At 46.1% G+C, this 16,649-nt stretch carries 13 protein-coding genes; all 13 read right to left on the reverse strand.

Translation table 11 applies throughout. The annotated features are described in order from the left end of the window. Positions 1-9 precede the first annotated feature (9 nt). Entirely contained in the window at positions 10-342 is a 333-nt protein-coding gene (gene rplV / locus J9B83_RS10425; RefSeq protein ID WP_110577367.1) for a 50S ribosomal protein L22, read from the reverse strand. A 14-nt stretch (positions 343-356) separates the two neighbouring features. After that, a complete protein-coding gene (gene rpsS, locus J9B83_RS10430) occupies positions 357-632 on the reverse strand; it encodes a 30S ribosomal protein S19 (protein WP_036163121.1) in 276 nt (91 codons plus the stop codon). 15 nt (positions 633-647) lie between these two features. Beyond that, a complete protein-coding gene (rplB, locus tag J9B83_RS10435) occupies positions 648-1,472 on the reverse strand; it encodes a 50S ribosomal protein L2 (protein ID WP_211536689.1) in 825 nt (274 codons plus the stop codon). A 14-nt stretch (positions 1,473-1,486) separates the two neighbouring features. Further along, the gene (gene rplW, locus J9B83_RS10440; RefSeq protein WP_211536690.1) at positions 1,487-1,783 is read right to left on the reverse strand and encodes a 50S ribosomal protein L23; all 297 of its coding nucleotides are present in this window, start codon (positions 1,781-1,783) and stop codon (positions 1,487-1,489) included. Further along, the gene (gene rplD / locus J9B83_RS10445) at positions 1,780-2,385 is read right to left on the reverse strand and encodes a 50S ribosomal protein L4 (protein ID WP_211536691.1); all 606 of its coding nucleotides are present in this window, start codon (positions 2,383-2,385) and stop codon (positions 1,780-1,782) included. The genes rplW and rplD overlap by 4 nt, the downstream gene beginning before the upstream one ends. Positions 2,386-2,397: 12 nt before the next feature. After that, complete coding sequence (gene rplC / locus J9B83_RS10450; RefSeq protein WP_211536692.1) at positions 2,398-3,036, reverse strand: 50S ribosomal protein L3; 639 nt, start codon at positions 3,034-3,036, stop codon at positions 2,398-2,400. Between the two features lie 127 nt (positions 3,037-3,163). Further along, positions 3,164-3,475, reverse strand: a complete 312-nt coding sequence (gene rpsJ, locus J9B83_RS10455) for a 30S ribosomal protein S10 (RefSeq protein ID WP_012071937.1) — start codon at positions 3,473-3,475, stop codon at positions 3,164-3,166. Positions 3,476-3,681: 206 nt separating this feature from the next. Next, positions 3,682-4,905 carry an elongation factor Tu gene (gene tuf / locus J9B83_RS10460; protein ID WP_211536693.1) on the reverse strand — a complete coding sequence of 408 codons (1,224 nt, stop codon included), beginning with the start codon at positions 4,903-4,905 and terminating at the stop codon, positions 3,682-3,684. A gap of 35 nt (positions 4,906-4,940) precedes the next feature. Further along, the gene (fusA, locus tag J9B83_RS10465; RefSeq protein ID WP_211536694.1) at positions 4,941-7,034 is read right to left on the reverse strand and encodes an elongation factor G; all 2,094 of its coding nucleotides are present in this window, start codon (positions 7,032-7,034) and stop codon (positions 4,941-4,943) included. Positions 7,035-7,055: 21 nt separating this feature from the next. Further along, positions 7,056-7,529 carry a 30S ribosomal protein S7 gene (gene rpsG, locus J9B83_RS10470; protein ID WP_211536695.1) on the reverse strand — a complete coding sequence of 158 codons (474 nt, stop codon included), beginning with the start codon at positions 7,527-7,529 and terminating at the stop codon, positions 7,056-7,058. Positions 7,530-7,627: 98 nt separating this feature from the next. Further along, positions 7,628-7,999: a 30S ribosomal protein S12 gene (rpsL, locus tag J9B83_RS10475; protein ID WP_013659444.1), complete on the reverse strand. Its 372-nt coding sequence runs from the start codon at positions 7,997-7,999 to the stop codon at positions 7,628-7,630. Between the two features lie 137 nt (positions 8,000-8,136). Beyond that, the gene (gene rpoC / locus J9B83_RS10480) at positions 8,137-12,339 is read right to left on the reverse strand and encodes a DNA-directed RNA polymerase subunit beta' (RefSeq protein ID WP_211536696.1); all 4,203 of its coding nucleotides are present in this window, start codon (positions 12,337-12,339) and stop codon (positions 8,137-8,139) included. A 66-nt stretch (positions 12,340-12,405) separates the two neighbouring features. Next, positions 12,406-16,506, reverse strand: coding sequence for a DNA-directed RNA polymerase subunit beta (rpoB, locus tag J9B83_RS10485; RefSeq protein ID WP_211536697.1), 4,101 nt, complete (start codon positions 16,504-16,506; stop codon positions 12,406-12,408). Positions 16,507-16,649 lie beyond the last annotated feature (143 nt).

The raw sequence follows: 16,649 nt of genomic DNA on the forward strand, positions 1-16,649 counted from the left end.
TTCTCCTAATTAGTCAGCGACTTTAACTGTGATATGGCAACCGCGTTTTAGAATACGGTCAGCACGGCCTTTGGCACGTGGCATAATACGTTTCAGAGTCATAGCCTCATCAACGTAAGCCGTAGACACACGCAAGTCATCTACATCAGCACCTTCGTTATGCTCAGCGTTAGCAATAGCAGACTCTAGTACTTTCTTGACAATTACTGCCGCCTTTTTAGGACTGAACGTTAAAATGTTCAGTGCTTCGCTAACAGATTTGCCGCGGATTTGATCTACAACCAAACGGGCCTTCTGCGCTGAGAGGCGAGCACCCTTCAATGAAGCGCTTACTTCACTCATGTTAATACCCCTTATTACCGTTTGGCTTTCTTGTCCGCAGCATGACCACGATATGTACGGGTCGGAGCGAACTCACCCAATTTATGACCGACCATATCTTCAGTTACTAGAACTGGAACATGCTGGCGACCATTATGGACAGCGATAGTCAACCCTACAAAATCAGGGAAGATAGTAGAACGGCGCGACCAAGTCTTAATTGGACGACGATCTTTTTTCTCTACCGCAGCCTCTACCTTTTTCAACAAATGAAGGTCGATAAAAGGACCTTTTTTTAGTGAACGTGGCACAGTCGTTTCCTCTTATTACTTAGTACGGCGACGTACAATAAGTTTATCAGTACGCTTGTTGCTGCGCGTTTTGTAACCTTTAGTAGGCACACCCCATGGTGTAACTGGGTGACGACCACCTTTGCTACGACCTTCACCACCACCATGTGGGTGATCAACTGGGTTCATCGCCGAACCGCGAACGGTAGGACGAACACCACGCCAACGCGTAGCACCAGCTTTACCAAGAACTCGTAAGCTATGCTCAGAGTTTGATACTTCACCTAAAGTAGCGCGACATTCAGTCAAGACTTTACGCATTTCACCTGAACGTAGGCGAAGAGTAACGTAACGACCTTCACGAGCAACTAGCTGAGCAGAAGCACCAGCGGAACGGGCAACTTGTGCACCCTTACCTGGCTTAAGCTCGACACAGTGTACGGTACTACCAACTGGGATATTTTGCAGAGGCAAAGTATTACCCGCTTTGATAGGCGCATCTGCACCACTAAAAACAACATTGCCAGCTACCATACCTTTGGAAGCGATAATGTAACGACGCTCACCATCAGCATACATAATTAATGCAATGTTTGCAGAACGGTTTGGATCATATTCCAAACGCTCAACTACCGCAGGAATTCCGTCTTTATTACGACGAAAATCAACCATACGATAATGCTGCTTATGACCACCACCTACGTGACGCGTAGTGATGCGTCCGTTATTGTTACGTCCACCCGATTTGCTTTTCTTATCAAGCAAAGGTGCATATGGTGCGCCCTTGTGCAAATCGTTGTTAGTAACTTTAACAACGTGACGACGGCCTGCAGACGTTGGCTTACTTTTAACAACAGCCATTGACCTATCTCCCCTTATTCAGCGACCATGAAATCAATGTCTTGACCTTCAGCCAAACGTACATACGCTTTCTTAACGTCGTTACGCTTACCTAGGCCACGTACTGTGCGCTTTGTTTTACCTTTTTGGTTCAACGTACGGACAGACTCAACTTTGACTTCAAACAGTGCTTCGATAGCTTGTTTGATTTCAGGTTTTGTTGCATCACCTGTAACACGAAAAACGTACTGACCATTACCTTCGGCTACGATCGTTGCTTTTTCGGAAATATGTGGACCCAACAGAACTTTATAAATACGTTCGCCGATCATGCTAGTGCCTCCTCAACTTGTTTCAGGGCACCAACTGTCACCAACACTTTGTCGTAAGCAATCAAGCTAACAGGGTCGATAGACGCTGCATCACGTACATCTACGTTAGGAATATTGCGAGCCGCTAGGAACAAATTATCATCCAAGTCATTAGAGATAATCAAAGCGTTCTCAAGATTCAATTCAGCCATTTTTGCAATGAAGAGCTTAGTTTTTGGAGCTTCCAATTTAAGTTCTTCAACCACAACAAGACGGTCTTTACGTACAAGTTCAGACCAGATGGTGCGCATTGCTGCACGGTACATCTTCTTGTTCACTTTCTGAGAGTGATCCTGTGGTTTCGCAGCGAAAGTAACACCACCAGAGCGCCATAGAGGGCTACGGATAGTACCTGCGCGTGCACGACCAGAACCTTTTTGTTTCCAAGGTTTGCGTCCACCACCTGCTACTTCAGAGCGAGTTTTTTGAGCGCGTGAGCCTTGACGAGCGCCAGCCAAGTAAGATGTCACTACTTGGTGAACTAGTGCTTCGTTGTATTCACGAGCAAAGGCTACATCAGAAACTTCTACTGTTCCTTCTGCGCCTGTTAGATTCAAGTTCATTGTCTACCCCTCTTAGCGAGCTTTAACAGCTGATTGAAGAATAACATCACCATTTACTGCACCAGGTACGGCACCTTTCACAAGGATAAGGTTACGTTCTGTGTCTACACGAACCACTTCTAGTGATTGTGTAGTAACTTGTGCAGCACCCATATGGCCAGCCATCTTCTTGCCTTTCCAAACACGACCAGGTGTTTGACATTGGCCGATGGAACCAGGTGCACGGTGAGACAATGAGTTACCATGTGTAGCGTCTTGCATACTGAAATTATGACGCTTAATGGCACCTTGAAACCCTTTACCCTTTGATTGACCAGTTACATCAACCATTTGGATAGATTCGAAATCAGCAACAGTCAGCTCATCACCAACATTGATTTCTTTTTCGTCACCCGCCAGGCGGAACTCCCACAAACCACGACCTGCTTCAACGTTTGCTTTTGCGTAATGACCTGCAGCAGCTTTGTTAACGCGGCTCGAACGGCGAGAACCTACAGTAACTTGAATAGCTTGGTAGCCATCAGTTTCTGCTGTTTTCACCTGAGTAACGCGGTTCGGTTCAACCTCGATGACGGTTACTGGCACGGATACACCATCTTCATTGAAGATGCGTGTCATTCCGGCTTTGCGTCCGACTAATTGAATAGTCATTTTTTACCTCATTTGCCAGTTGTGTATGGGGCTATCACCCGCTACGGCTGACCATTCCAGATCATTCCACTAATGTGCATAAGCCGACTGATATCCAGCCGGTTCTCGCACCCCAAACTTTAAGCTATTAACCTAAAGAAATTTGTACTTCCACGCCTGCCGCAAGATCTAGCTTCATCAATGCATCAACAGTTTTTTCTGTCGGCTCAACGATGTCTAGAACACGTTTGTGTGTACGGATTTCATACTGATCACGCGCATCTTTGTTTACGTGTGGAGAAATCAATACTGTATAACGCTCTTTGCGAGTAGGAAGTGGAATCGGTCCACGTACTTGCGCACCTGTACGTTTCGCTGTGTCCACAATTTCTTGTGTTGAAGCATCAATCAGACGATGATCAAATGCTTTCAGACGAATACGGATTTTTTGGCTTTGCATTTCCAACTCCAAATACAATGTTTTAATGACTTAACTGTATATTTATTAAGCCACTATCCTTTTTTAAGGACGGCGAATCTTAGCCATTCACAAACTGGTTGTCAAGTAACCAATTTATGAACAAACAAAATAAACCGCATAATAAAAAAGCCACTCGATTAGCGAGTGGCTTTTTTTAAATCAAAGCAAATAAATATTTCTATTTATTACTTAAGGATTTTAGCTACAACACCAGCACCAACTGTACGACCGCCTTCACGGATCGCGAAACGTAGACCTTCGTCCATCGCGATTGGGTGAATCAGTTCAACAGTCATTTGGATGTTATCACCAGGCATAACCATTTCTACGCCTTCTGGAAGAGAACAAGCACCAGTTACGTCAGTTGTACGGAAGTAGAACTGTGGACGGTAGCCTTTGAAGAATGGAGTGTGACGACCACCTTCATCTTTACCCAACACGTATACTTCTGCTTCAAACTCAGTGTGAGGAGTGATTGAACCAGGCTTAGCCAATACTTGACCACGCTGAACGTCTTCACGCTTAGTACCACGTAGAAGAATACCACAGTTCTCACCAGCACGACCTTCGTCTAGAAGCTTACGGAACATCTCAACACCAGTACAAGTTGTTTTCGTAGTATCAACGATACCAACGATTTCAACTTCTTCTTGAATTTTGATGATACCACGCTCAACACGACCAGTAACAACAGTACCACGACCTTGGATAGAGAATACGTCCTCGATAGGCATGATGAAAGCACCATCGATAGCACGCTCTGGCTCAGGAATGTACTCGTCTAGAGTCTCAACCAATTTCTTAACGGCAGTAGTACCCATTTCGTTGTCGTCTTCGCCGTTCAATGCCATCAAAGCAGAACCTGGGATGATTGGAGTATCATCACCTGGGAAGTCATATTCGGAAAGAAGGTCACGTAGTTCCATCTCAACCAATTCTAGCATTTCTGCGTATTCTTCAGAATCCGCACCACCACAGTCTTCAGCCAACAAGTCAGACTTGTTAAGGAAAACTACGATGTATGGAACACCTACTTGGCGAGAAAGAAGGATGTGCTCACGAGTCTGAGGCATAGGGCCGTCAGTCGCGCCACAAACAAGGATAGCGCCGTCCATTTGAGCAGCACCAGTGATCATGTTTTTAACATAATCGGCGTGTCCTGGGCAGTCTACGTGTGCGTAGTGACGAATTGGAGAATCATACTCTACGTGTGAAGTAGAGATAGTGATACCACGCTCACGCTCTTCTGGCGCATTATCGATACCATCAAAAGCAACAGCTGTTCCGCCGAATACTTCTGCACATACACGAGTCAATGCTGCAGTTAGAGTTGTTTTACCATGGTCAACGTGACCGATAGTGCCAACGTTAACGTGCGGTTTATTACGTTCAAATTTACTCTTTGCCATGATACATACACCTTAAGAATTAGTAAGTATGATGATTAATCTTCATTTTTGATGATCGCGTCTGCCACACTAGCCGGTGCTTCAGCGTATTTCTCAAACTCCATTGCATAACTCGCACGCCCTTGCGACAAGCTACGCACGTCAGTTGCATACCCAAACATCTCCCCTAAAGGCACTTCTGCTCGAATAATTTTCCCTGACGGGGAATCGTCCATCCCCTGAACAAGACCACGACGACGATTCAGGTCACCCATCACATCGCCCATGTATTCTTCAGGAGTCACAACTTCCACTTTCATTACAGGTTCAAGAACACAAGGATCAGCATCTGCCGCTCCTTTTCTTAATCCCTGAGAAGCTGCAATTTTAAAGGCCATTTCATTGGAGTCAACATCATGGTATGAACCATCGAATAACACCACCTTAACACCCAATAAAGGGTAGCCAGCGATAACGCCATTCTTCATTTGCTCCGAAACACCCTTTTCTACTGCAGGGATGTATTCTTTAGGAATAGCACCACCAACAATCTCGTTAACAAACTCAAGCCCATCCTTATCGGTTGGAATCAACTTCATTACGACGTGACCGTATTGACCACGACCACCGGATTGACGCACAAATTTGTGATTAACCACCACTTCTTTGCGAATTTTCTCCCGATAGGAAACCTGAGGCTTACCAATGTTCGCCTCTACCTTAAACTCACGACGCATACGGTCGACAAGAATATCAAGGTGCAGCTCACCCATACCGGAAATAATTGTTTGACCTGTCTCCTCATGCGTCTCCACACGAAAAGAAGGATCTTCTTGCGCTAGCTTACCTAACGCAACACCCATTTTATCTTGGTCTGCTTGAGACTTGGGCTCAACGGCCACAGAAATAACAGGCTCTGGAAACTCCATACGCTCAAGCACAACAACATCATTCATGTCACAAAGAGTATCTCCTGTGGTGACAAACTTCATCCCCACGGCAGCAGCAATATCGCCTGCCAACACTTCTTTGATCTCTTCACGATTATTAGCATGCATCTGCACCATGCGCCCAATACGCTCACGCTTCTGCTTAACAGAATTGTAAACGGCATCACCGGAACGCAACATACCTGAATACACGCGCATAAATGTCAATGTGCCCACAAAAGGATCGGTTGCAATCTTAAACGCCAATGCAGAGAACGGAGCCTCATCATCAGCGACTCGAGCAACAGGTGTTTCTCCATCCTCTAGCGTCCCTTCTATCGCTTTTACTTCAAGCGGAGAAGGCAAATATTCAACAACAGCATCCAGAACAGCCTGAACACCTTTATTTTTAAAGGCGGAACCGCAAGTTACCAACACAATTTCGTTGGCTAATGTACGAATTCGTAGACCACTCTTAATCTCATCAATGGAAAGCTCACCTTCTTCAAGGTATTTCTCCATCAACTCATCGTTCGCTTCTGCGGCGGCCTCAACCATCTTTTCACGCCACTCTAATGCTTCATCAAGCAAATCAGCAGGTATATCCTCAAGAGAGAATGTCATACCATGATCTTCTTCATTCCACATTATGGTCTTCATCAACACCAAGTCGATAACGCCTTTGAAATCTTCTTCAGCGCCGACGTTGATCTGAATAGGGACAGCATTTGCACCTAGACGAGTTGCCAGCTGACGAACAACTGAAAAATAATCGGCTCCGGTACGGTCCATCTTATTGACGAACACCATACGCGGGACTTCATATTTATTAGCTTGACGCCAGACTGTCTCAGTTTGAGGCTGCACACCCGAAGAACCACACAACACAACAACAGCACCATCCAGAACACGCAAAGAACGCTCTACTTCAATCGTAAAGTCTACGTGCCCAGGTGTGTCTATAATATTGACACGATGCTCATCGAACTGCTTATTCATTCCACTCCAGAAGCAGGTTGTTGCTGCTGAAGTTATCGTGATACCGCGCTCTTGCTCTTGCTCCATCCAATCCATAGTGGCTGCACCATCGTGCACCTCACCAATCTTGTGGGACAGACCTGTATAGAAAAGAACGCGTTCAGTTGTCGTCGTTTTACCTGCATCAACGTGCGCACAAATACCAATGTTTCGGTAGCGGTTGATAGGTGTTTTACGTGCCACTGTGTATCCTTCTGGGGATGATTAGAAACGGTAGTGAGAGAATGCTTTGTTAGCTTCTGCCATGCGATGAACGTCTTCACGTTTCTTAACAGCAGAACCTTTATTTTCAGCAGCATCTAGGATTTCACCTGCAAGACGCAAAGCCATGGATTTTTCACCACGCTTACGTGAAGCATCAACCAACCAACGCATAGACAAAGCTGCGCGACGTGCTGGACGTACTTCAACAGGGACTTGATAAGTCGCACCACCAACACGGCGAGACTTAACCTCAACCATTGGCTGGATGGATTCTAGTGCTTTTTCGAAGATCGCCATTGGCTCTTCAGTTTTAGCACGTGTTGCAACAGTATTTAGAGCATTGTAAACAATGCTTTCTGCAACAGATTTCTTGCCACTAACCATTACGTGGTTAATGAACTTAGCAAGAAGCTGGCTTCCGTGTTTAGGATCCGGAAGGACTTCACGCTTGGCGACAACGCGTCTTCTAGGCATTGCAATATCCTCTTCAGGTTCGCCCGAGACAATGAAATATTGCTCGGCCTTACTGTATTAAAAAATTATGTCTAAACGATAAATTAAGCAGCTTTAGCTTACTTAGGACGTTTAGTACCGTATTTAGAACGGCCTTGCTTACGATTTTGTACGCCTGAAGTATCCAAGCTACCACGTACTGTGTGGTAACGAACACCAGGAAGGTCTTTTACACGACCGCCGCGAATCAGCACTACACTGTGTTCTTGCAGGTTGTGACCTTCACCACCGATGTAGGAAGTTACTTCAAAGCCGTTAGTCAAGCGAACACGACATACTTTACGCAAAGCCGAGTTAGGCTTTTTAGGAGTAGTAGTATATACGCGAGTGCAGACACCGCGGCGTTGCGGACAAGCTTGTAACGCAGGAACGTCACTCTTTGCCACTTTACGTTTACGTGGTTTACGAACCAACTGGTTAACGGTTGCCATTAGACAAGCTCCACAAATCCAATTCTTATGGCGGAAATCGCCAAAATTAAGGAGGCGCAAGTGTAATTTGCGCCTATAAAACAGTCAATAGGGAGGCGACTAAAAAATCACCTCCCCTGCGATTTAACAGCAAATAACTAGTCTTTCAGTGCTGCACTCAATGCTTCTTCCACATCGGATGCACTTACTGTCGAACTTCCTTCCTTCGCTGCCAACGCAAGCTCTTTCTTACGCTTGCGCTCATTGTGGTATGCCAAACCTGTACCTGCTGGTATCAAGCGACCTACTACAACGTTTTCTTTAAGGCCACGTAAGTGATCTTTCTTACCAGTTACTGCACCTTCGGTTAAGACTCGAGTTGTCTCTTGGAAAGAAGCGGCTGATATAAAGGACTCCGTTGCCAAAGAAGCTTTGGTGATACCTAGAAGCACACGTTCAAACTTAGCTGGGAATTTACTCTCTGCTTCCGCTTTCTCGTTTGCGTCCAATAATTGAGTGTACTCAACTTGGTCACCTTGAATAAGATCTGTATCACCAGACTCACCCACTTCCACTTTACGTAACATTTGGTTAACGATAACTTCAATGTGCTTATCGTTAATCACAACGCCCTGTAAGCGGTAAACTTCTTGCACTTCATTCGTAATGTAGTCAGCTAATGCCTCTACACCTTGAAGACGCAAGATATCATGAGGGCTCAAAGGACCGTCGGCAATAATCTCACCTTTTGCTACTTCTTCACCATCAAATATGTTGATTTGACGCCATTTCGGAATCAAAGTCTCCACTGGGTCATCACCGTTTTGTGGCGTGATCACCAAACGAATCTTACCTTTAGTTTCTTTACCAAAGCTCACCACACCACTTGTCTCTGCCATTACAGCAGGATCTTTTGGACGGCGCGCTTCGAACAAATCTGCCACTCGTGGCAAACCACCGGTAATATCTTTGTTACCTTGAGATTCTTGTGGAATACGAGCCAACACTTCACCAGATTTAACCGTTGCACCATGATCAAGGCTCAACAACGCTTTTTCTGGCAGCATGTATTGCACTGGAGAATCCGTACCAGGAATCAACACAGGATTACCTTCTGTGTCTACCACTGCAATCATCGGGCGCAAGTCTTTACCTGCCGCTGGACGATCACGCACTTCCATAACCTCAATGGTGGTTAAACCGGTCATTTCGTCAGATTGACGACGGATAGTGACGTTTTCTTCCATACCGCTAAACTCTAGACGGCCTTCCATCTCAGATACAATTGGGTGTGTATGCGGATCCCAGTTAGCAACGATTTGACCTGCTGTTACTTGATCACCTTCACGAACACTCAACACGGCACCGTAAGGAAGCTTATAACGCTCTTTCTCACGACCTGCCTCATCGGCAATAGCCAACTCTGAAGAACGAGACGCAACGACTAGGTGACCAGTATGACGCTCAATACTCTTCATTTTGTTGAAACGAACCGTACCAGCACTCTTCACTTGAACACTGTCGACTGCAGACGCTCGAGACGCCGCACCACCGATGTGGAAAGTACGCATCGTCAACTGTGTACCAGGTTCACCGATGGATTGTGCTGCCACAACACCGATCGCTTCACCAATGTTCACCTGGTGACCACGAGCCAGATCACGGCCATAACATTTCGCACAAACACCATGACGCGTATCACAAGTGATAACAGAGCGAATGATCATCTCATCCACACCCGCAGCCTCGATAGTACGAACATCATGCTCATCGATCAAAGTACCAGAAGATAAAACAAGGTTGCCTTTCGCATCCAATACGTCTTGAGCAACAACACGCCCTAGTACGCGATGACCTAGAGGCACAACAACGTCACCCCCTTCAATCATAGCCGCCACGGAAATACCGTTTGTCGAGCCACAATCTACCTCGGTAACAACCAAATCCTGCGCTACGTCAACAAGACGACGGGTTAAGTAACCGGAGTTCGCTGTTTTCAATGCCGTATCAGCAAGACCCTTACGCGCACCGTGAGTAGAGGTAAAGTACTGCAGTACAGACAAACCTTCACGGAAGTTCGCAGTGATCGGTGTTTCGATGATGGAACCATCTGGTTTCGCCATCAAACCACGCATACCGCCAAGCTGACGCATCTGAGCCACACTACCACGGGCACCAGAGTCGGCCATCATATAAACTGAGTTAAAAGATTGTTGTTCAACCGTTTCACCCGCTTTATTGACAGTGGTCTCTTTTGCCAAGTTTTTCATCATGGCTTCAGTAACGGTTTCGTTAGTACGAGACCATAAATCGATTACTTTGTTGTACTTCTCGCCTTGTGTAACAAGACCATCCGCATATTGATATTCGATTTCTTTTACTTCTGCTTCGGCTTTCGCAATGATGTCAACTTTTTCTGGTGGAATAACAAAATCATCCACACCAACAGAAGAACCTGACGATGTTGCGTAAGCAAAACCTGTGTACATCAATTGGTCTGCAAAGACACAGCTCTCTTTCAAGCCAACTTTACGGTAACACTCGTTGATTAGGTTAGAGATCGCCTTTTTCTTCATGGTTTGGTTAACCACAGAGAAGGGAAGACCATCAGGAACGATATCAAACAATAGTGCACGACCAACTGTTGTGTCAGCAACGAACGTCGACGGCACTTTGTCACCATCAAGCGTAGTATCCACTTGGCTAATACGAACTTTTACTTTCGCATGCAATTCAACTTGTTTCGCACCATACGCACGGTGTACTTCTTTGATGTCAGAAAACGCCATGCCTTCACCTTTGGCATTGATTTTCTCACGAGTCATGTAGTACAGACCCAATACAACGTCCTGAGAAGGTACGATGATCGGCTCGCCGTTTGCTGGTGAAAGGATGTTGTTCGTAGACATCATCAAAGCACGGGCTTCAAGCTGCGCTTCAATAGTCAACGGAACGTGAACCGCCATTTGGTCACCATCGAAGTCGGCGTTGTAAGCTGCACAAACTAATGGGTGCAACTGAATCGCTTTACCTTCGATCAACATAGGTTCAAACGCTTGGATACCCAAACGGTGAAGTGTTGGCGCACGGTTCAACATCACTGGATGTTCGCGGATAACCTCATCAAGGATATCCCACACTTCAGGTGTTTCGCGCTCAACCATCTTCTTCGCTGCTTTGATCGTCGTTGCCATGCCACGAAGTTCAAGCTTAGAGAAAATGAATGGCTTGAACAGCTCAAGTGCCATTTTCTTAGGTAGACCACACTGATGTAGACGCAGTGATGGGCCTACAGTGATTACCGAACGACCAGAATAGTCAACACGCTTACCTAGCAAGTTCTGACGGAAACGACCCTGCTTACCTTTGATCATATCAGCCAAAGATTTTAGAGGACGTTTGTTAGAACCGGTAATCGCGCGGCCACGGCGACCATTATCAAGCAATGCATCAACAGACTCTTGCAACATACGCTTTTCGTTACGCACGATGATGTCTGGAGCAGAAAGCTCAAGTAGACGTTTTAGACGGTTGTTACGGTTAATCACACGACGGTAAAGGTCGTTCAAATCAGACGTCGCAAAACGGCCACCTTCCAGTGGTACCAATGGACGAAGATCTGGCGGAAGAACAGGCAATACGTCCAACACCATCCATTCTGGGTTATTTCCAGAATGATAGAAAGCTTCTACCAGCTTAAGACGCTTAGACAACTTCTTAATACGAGTTTCAGAATTCGTGCTGTTTAGCTCTTCACGCATGCTCTCAATTTCAGCAGGCATGTCTAGGTCGCGCAACAACATTTGAACCGCTTCAGCACCCATGCGGGCATCGAATTCGTCACCGAACTCTTCTAGCGCTTCGAAATATTGCTCGTCGTTCAACAACTGGCCTTTATCAAGCGTTGTCATACCTGGATCAATCACGATGAAAGATTCAAAGTACAAAACACGCTCAATGTCACGCAAGGTCATATCCATGATAAGACCGATACGTGATGGAAGCGATTTTAGGAACCAAATGTGAGCAACTGGCGAAGCAAGCTCGATGTGACCCATGCGTTCACGACGCACTTTAGACAGAGCCACTTCAACGCCACACTTCTCACAAATAACACCACGGTGTTTTAAACGCTTGTATTTACCACACAAACATTCGTAGTCCTTGATAGGACCAAAGATTTTTGCACAAAACAAACCGTCACGTTCTGGTTTGAACGTACGATAGTTGATGGTTTCCGGCTTCTTAACTTCACCGTAAGACCATGAACGAATCATATCTGGTGACGCCAAGCCAATGCGGATCGCATCAAACTCGTCAGATTGTCCTTGTGATTTTAGAAGACCTAATAAGTCTTTCATGTAGTATTCGCCCCACTCATAAGGCCGGGGAGTCTTGCTCCCCAGCAGGTCAAATGTGATTCGTGCTTATTCGGTTTCCAACTCGATATCGATACCAAGAGAACGAATCTCTTTGACCAATACGTTGAAGGACTCAGGCATGCCAGGCTCCATTCTGTGATCACCATCGACGATGTTTTTATACATCTTCGTACGGCCATTCACATCATCGGACTTAACAGTCAACATTTCTTGTAGCGTGTAAGCGGCACCGTATGCTTCTAGTGCCCATACCTCCATCTCACCGAAACGCTGACCACCAAACTGTGCTTTACCACCCAGTGGCTGCTGAGTAACCAAACTGTAAGAACCGGTAGAACGTGCGTGCATTTTGTCGTCAACCAAGTGGTTCAACTTAAGCATGTACATGTAACCAACTGTTACAGGGCGCTCGAAAGCATCACCAGTACGACCATTAAATAACTTAACTTGGCCACTCTCATTAATGCCAGCCAATCGAAGCATACGCTTGATTTCAGCTTCTTTCGCACCGTCGAAAGCACCAGACGCCATTGGAACACCACCTTTAAGGTTGCCTGCCAAAGTCAAAATTTCTTCGTCTGTAAAGCTGTCTAGGTCTTCAGTGCGGGCACATTTCAAGTCGCCTTCGTAGCCATTGTAGATTTCGTCAAGGAAGCTACGCAGTTCTGCAACGGCCTCAGCTTTCTCACGCTCTACGGCTAACATTTCGTTGATCTTACGGCCCAAGCCTTTAGATGCTGCACCTAAGTGAGTCTCCAAAACCTGACCTACGTTCATTCGCGATGGAACACCAAGTGGGTTCAACACGATATCAACTGGATCACCGTTTTCATCGTACGGCATGTCTTCCACTGGCATAATTTTAGAAATTACACCCTTGTTACCATGACGACCGGCCATTTTATCGCCCGGTTGGATACGACGCTTAATTGCAACATACACTTTTACGATTTTCAGAACGCCAGGTGCAAGATCGTCACCTGTTTGTAGTTTGCGTTTCTTATCTTCGAATTTAGCGTCAAGCTCTTTACGGCGCTCAATCAAAGCCGCTTGCGCTTTTTCAAGCTGTTCACTGGCTTCTTCATTAGCAACACGAATCTTAAACCACTCTGGGTGATCTAGGTTCGCCAAGTATTCTTCCGTAATAATCGCATTGCGAGCCAAGCTAGGACCGCCTTCTGCTTGCTGACCCACTAGGGCTTCAGCTAAACGTTCAAACGTTGCTTTCTCAACAATACGGAACTCTTCGTTCAAGTCTTTACGAACTTGGTCAAGCTGCGATTTCTCGATGAACTTAGCACGGTCATCTTTTTCGATGCCGTCGCGTGTAAATACTTGCACATCGATAACGGTACCGCGTGTGCCAGTTTTTACGCGCTGTGACGTGTCTTTCACGTCAGACGCTTTCTCACCGAAGATAGCTCGCAATAGCTTCTCTTCAGGGGTAAGTTGTGTTTCACCTTTTGGTGTCACCTTACCGACCAAAATATCGCCCGGCTCAACTTCTGCACCAATGTACACGATGCCAGATTGATCCAGTTTAGACAGCGCACCTTCACCCACGTTAGGGATGTCAGCGGTAATCTCTTCTGGCCCAAGCTTAGTATCACGCGCCACACAGGTTAATTCTTGAATGTGGATAGACGTGAAACGATCTTCCTCAACAACGCGCTCAGATACTAGGATCGAGTCCTCGAAGTTGAAACCGTTCCAAGGCATGAAGGCAATACGCATGTTTTGACCTAGCGCCAAATCACCCATATCAACAGAAGGGCCATCGGCCATAATGTCACCAGAAGCTACCTTCTCACCCTTCATTACCAAAGTACGCTGGTTGATACAGGTGTTTTGGTTAGAGCGCACGTATTTCGTCAGATTGTAGATATCTACACCCGCTTCACCGGCGATTGTTTCTTCTGAGTTCACACGAACAACGATACGGCTCGCATCAACAGACTCAATCACACCACCGCGAGACGCGACGATACAAACACCAGAGTCCTTCGCGACGTTCTTCTCCATACCTGTACCCACAACTGGCTTATCTGCCTTAAGTGTCGGTACGGCTTGACGTTGCATGTTCGATCCCATCAAGGCTCGGTTAGCATCATCGTGTTCTAGGAACGGAATCAAAGACGCCGCCACAGACACAACCTGACGTGGAGAAACGTCCATTAGATTTACTTTTTCTTTTGGAATCAAAGTGGTTTCGTGCATATGACGCACTTGAACCAACTCATCAACCAAACGGCCTTCGCTATCAACGTTCGCTGACGCTTGGGCAATAACGTATTTCGCTTCATCAATCGCAGAGATATAAACGGTATCATCCGTCATCTTGCCATCAACAATCTTACGGTATGGCGTTTCTAAGAAGCCGTAGCTGTTAGTACGCGCATAAGTAGACAGAGAGTTGATCAGACCGATGTTTGGTCCTTCTGGTGTTTCGATCGGACAAACACGACCGTAGTGAGTCGCGTGTACGTCACGCACCTCAAAGCCAGCACGTTCACGAGTCAAACCACCAGGCCCTAACGCTGAAACGCGACGTTTGTGCGTCACTTCAGACAAAGGATTGTTTTGGTCCATGAACTGAGACAATTGGCTAGAACCAAAGAACTCTTTAATCGCCGCCGCTACTGGCTTCGCATTAAGAAGATCTTGAGGCATCAGACCATCAGCTTCCGCCATAGACAGACGCTCTTTAACCGCTCGCTCAACACGAACTAGACCAACACGGAATTGGTTCTCGGCCATTTCGCCAACAGAACGAACACGACGGTTACCTAGGTGATCGATATCATCCACCATGCCGTTACCGTTACGGATATCTAGCAGGGTTTTCAATACAGCAACAATGTCGTCGTTGTCTAGAATGCCTGGACCCGTATCTTCATCACGACCTAAACGGCGGTTGAATTTCATTCGACCAACGCCAGACAAATCATAGCGATCTTCTGAGAAGAACAAACCTTGGAACAAGCCTTCGGCTGATTCTTTAGTTGGCGGCTCGCCAGGGCGCATCATGCGGTAGATTTCAACCAATGCTTCCAACTGATTACTGGTTGGGTCGATGCGAAGCGTGTCAGAAATAAATGGACCATTGTCCAAATCATTCGTGTACAGCGTTTCTACTTCTGAGATACCAGAAGCTACTAGCGCTTCCAACAAATCAACAGACAATTCAGTGTTCGCTTCAGAAATCAATTCGCCGGTTGAAGGGTGAACCAAGTTCTTTGCTGTTACCTTGCCAAGCATGTACTCAAGCGGAACAGATAGGCGCTCAAGACCGGCCTTTTCCATTACGCGAATATGCTTAGCCGTAATACGACGGCCTTCTTCTACAATCAGCTCGCCATTGGCATCAGCAATGTTAAACAGTGCCGTCTCGCCACGTAGACGATTCGCCACCAAATCCATTTCAAATCCATCACGTTTCAAGTAGAAGCGTGTTGTTTCAAAGAAAGCATCCAGAATTTGTTCAGTACCATAACCCAAAGCGCGCAACAAAATAGTTGCCGGCAGCTTACGACGACGGTCAATACGAACGAAGACACAATCTTTTGGATCAAACTCGAAGTCCAACCAAGAACCGCGATAAGGAATAATACGAGCAGAGTGCAATAATTTGCCTGAAGAGTGCGTCTTACCACGGTCGTGGTCGAAGAACACACCAGGTGAACGGTGTAATTGAGAAACAATAACACGCTCAGTACCATTAATTACAAACGTACCATTGTCTGTCATGAGTGGAATTTCACCCATGTAGACTTCTTGCTCGCGTATGTCTTTAATTGCTTTGTTAGAGGACTCTTTATCATAAATGATGAGTCGAACTCGAACGCGAAGAGGCGCCGCGTAAGTAACACCACGCAACTGACACTCTTTAACATCAAAGACTGGCTTGCCTAAACGGTAATCGACGTATTCAAGCGCCGCATTGCCGGAAAAGCTGACCATTGGAAAGACAGATTTAAAGGCCCCATGCAGACCTAATTCCCCACGCTCTGCTAGGCTTTTGCCTTCTTGCAGAAAATTACGGTAGGATTCAAGCTGAATTGCCAGCAAGTATGGCACATCCAAAACGGGCGGCAGTTTACCGAAATCCTTACGGATACGTTTTTTCTCAGTATATGAGTAAGCCATCAGCATTCCCCAGCTTGTGCACATTGACGCAAAAGGCCCAAATCAGGCCTTACCATATATGGGAGCATTATCTCCCACGTGAAAATTCTTTAAGTTTTATTTGAGTTTTAGAAACCCAAAAAGGCCGGTGACAATAATGTCAC

This window comes from Marinomonas vulgaris, from assembly GCF_018145875.1.
GTDB classification, from domain to species: domain Bacteria; phylum Pseudomonadota; class Gammaproteobacteria; order Pseudomonadales; family Marinomonadaceae; genus Marinomonas; species Marinomonas vulgaris.

Excerpts from the sequence above, each read along its gene's own strand:
- rpsG (WP_211536695.1), bottom strand. The coding sequence starts at position 7,529 with ATGCCTAGAAGACGCGTTGTCGCCAAGCGTGAAGTCCTTCCGGATCCT.
- rplW (WP_211536690.1), bottom strand. The coding sequence starts at position 1,783 with ATGATCGGCGAACGTATTTATAAAGTTCTGTTGGGTCCACATATTTCC.
- rplC (WP_211536692.1), bottom strand. The coding sequence starts at position 3,036 with ATGACTATTCAATTAGTCGGACGCAAAGCCGGAATGACACGCATCTTC.
- rplB (WP_211536689.1), bottom strand. The coding sequence starts at position 1,472 with ATGGCTGTTGTTAAAAGTAAGCCAACGTCTGCAGGCCGTCGTCACGTT.
- tuf (WP_211536693.1), bottom strand. The coding sequence starts at position 4,905 with ATGGCAAAGAGTAAATTTGAACGTAATAAACCGCACGTTAACGTTGGC.
- rpoB (WP_211536697.1), bottom strand. The coding sequence starts at position 16,506 with ATGGCTTACTCATATACTGAGAAAAAACGTATCCGTAAGGATTTCGGT.
- rpsJ (WP_012071937.1), bottom strand. The coding sequence starts at position 3,475 with ATGCAAAGCCAAAAAATCCGTATTCGTCTGAAAGCATTTGATCATCGT.
- rplV (WP_110577367.1), bottom strand. The coding sequence starts at position 342 with ATGAGTGAAGTAAGCGCTTCATTGAAGGGTGCTCGCCTCTCAGCGCAG.
- rpoC (WP_211536696.1), bottom strand. The coding sequence starts at position 12,339 with ATGAAAGACTTATTAGGTCTTCTAAAATCACAAGGACAATCTGACGAG.
- rpsL (WP_013659444.1), bottom strand. The coding sequence starts at position 7,999 with ATGGCAACCGTTAACCAGTTGGTTCGTAAACCACGTAAACGTAAAGTG.
- rplD (WP_211536691.1), bottom strand. The coding sequence starts at position 2,385 with ATGAACTTGAATCTAACAGGCGCAGAAGGAACAGTAGAAGTTTCTGAT.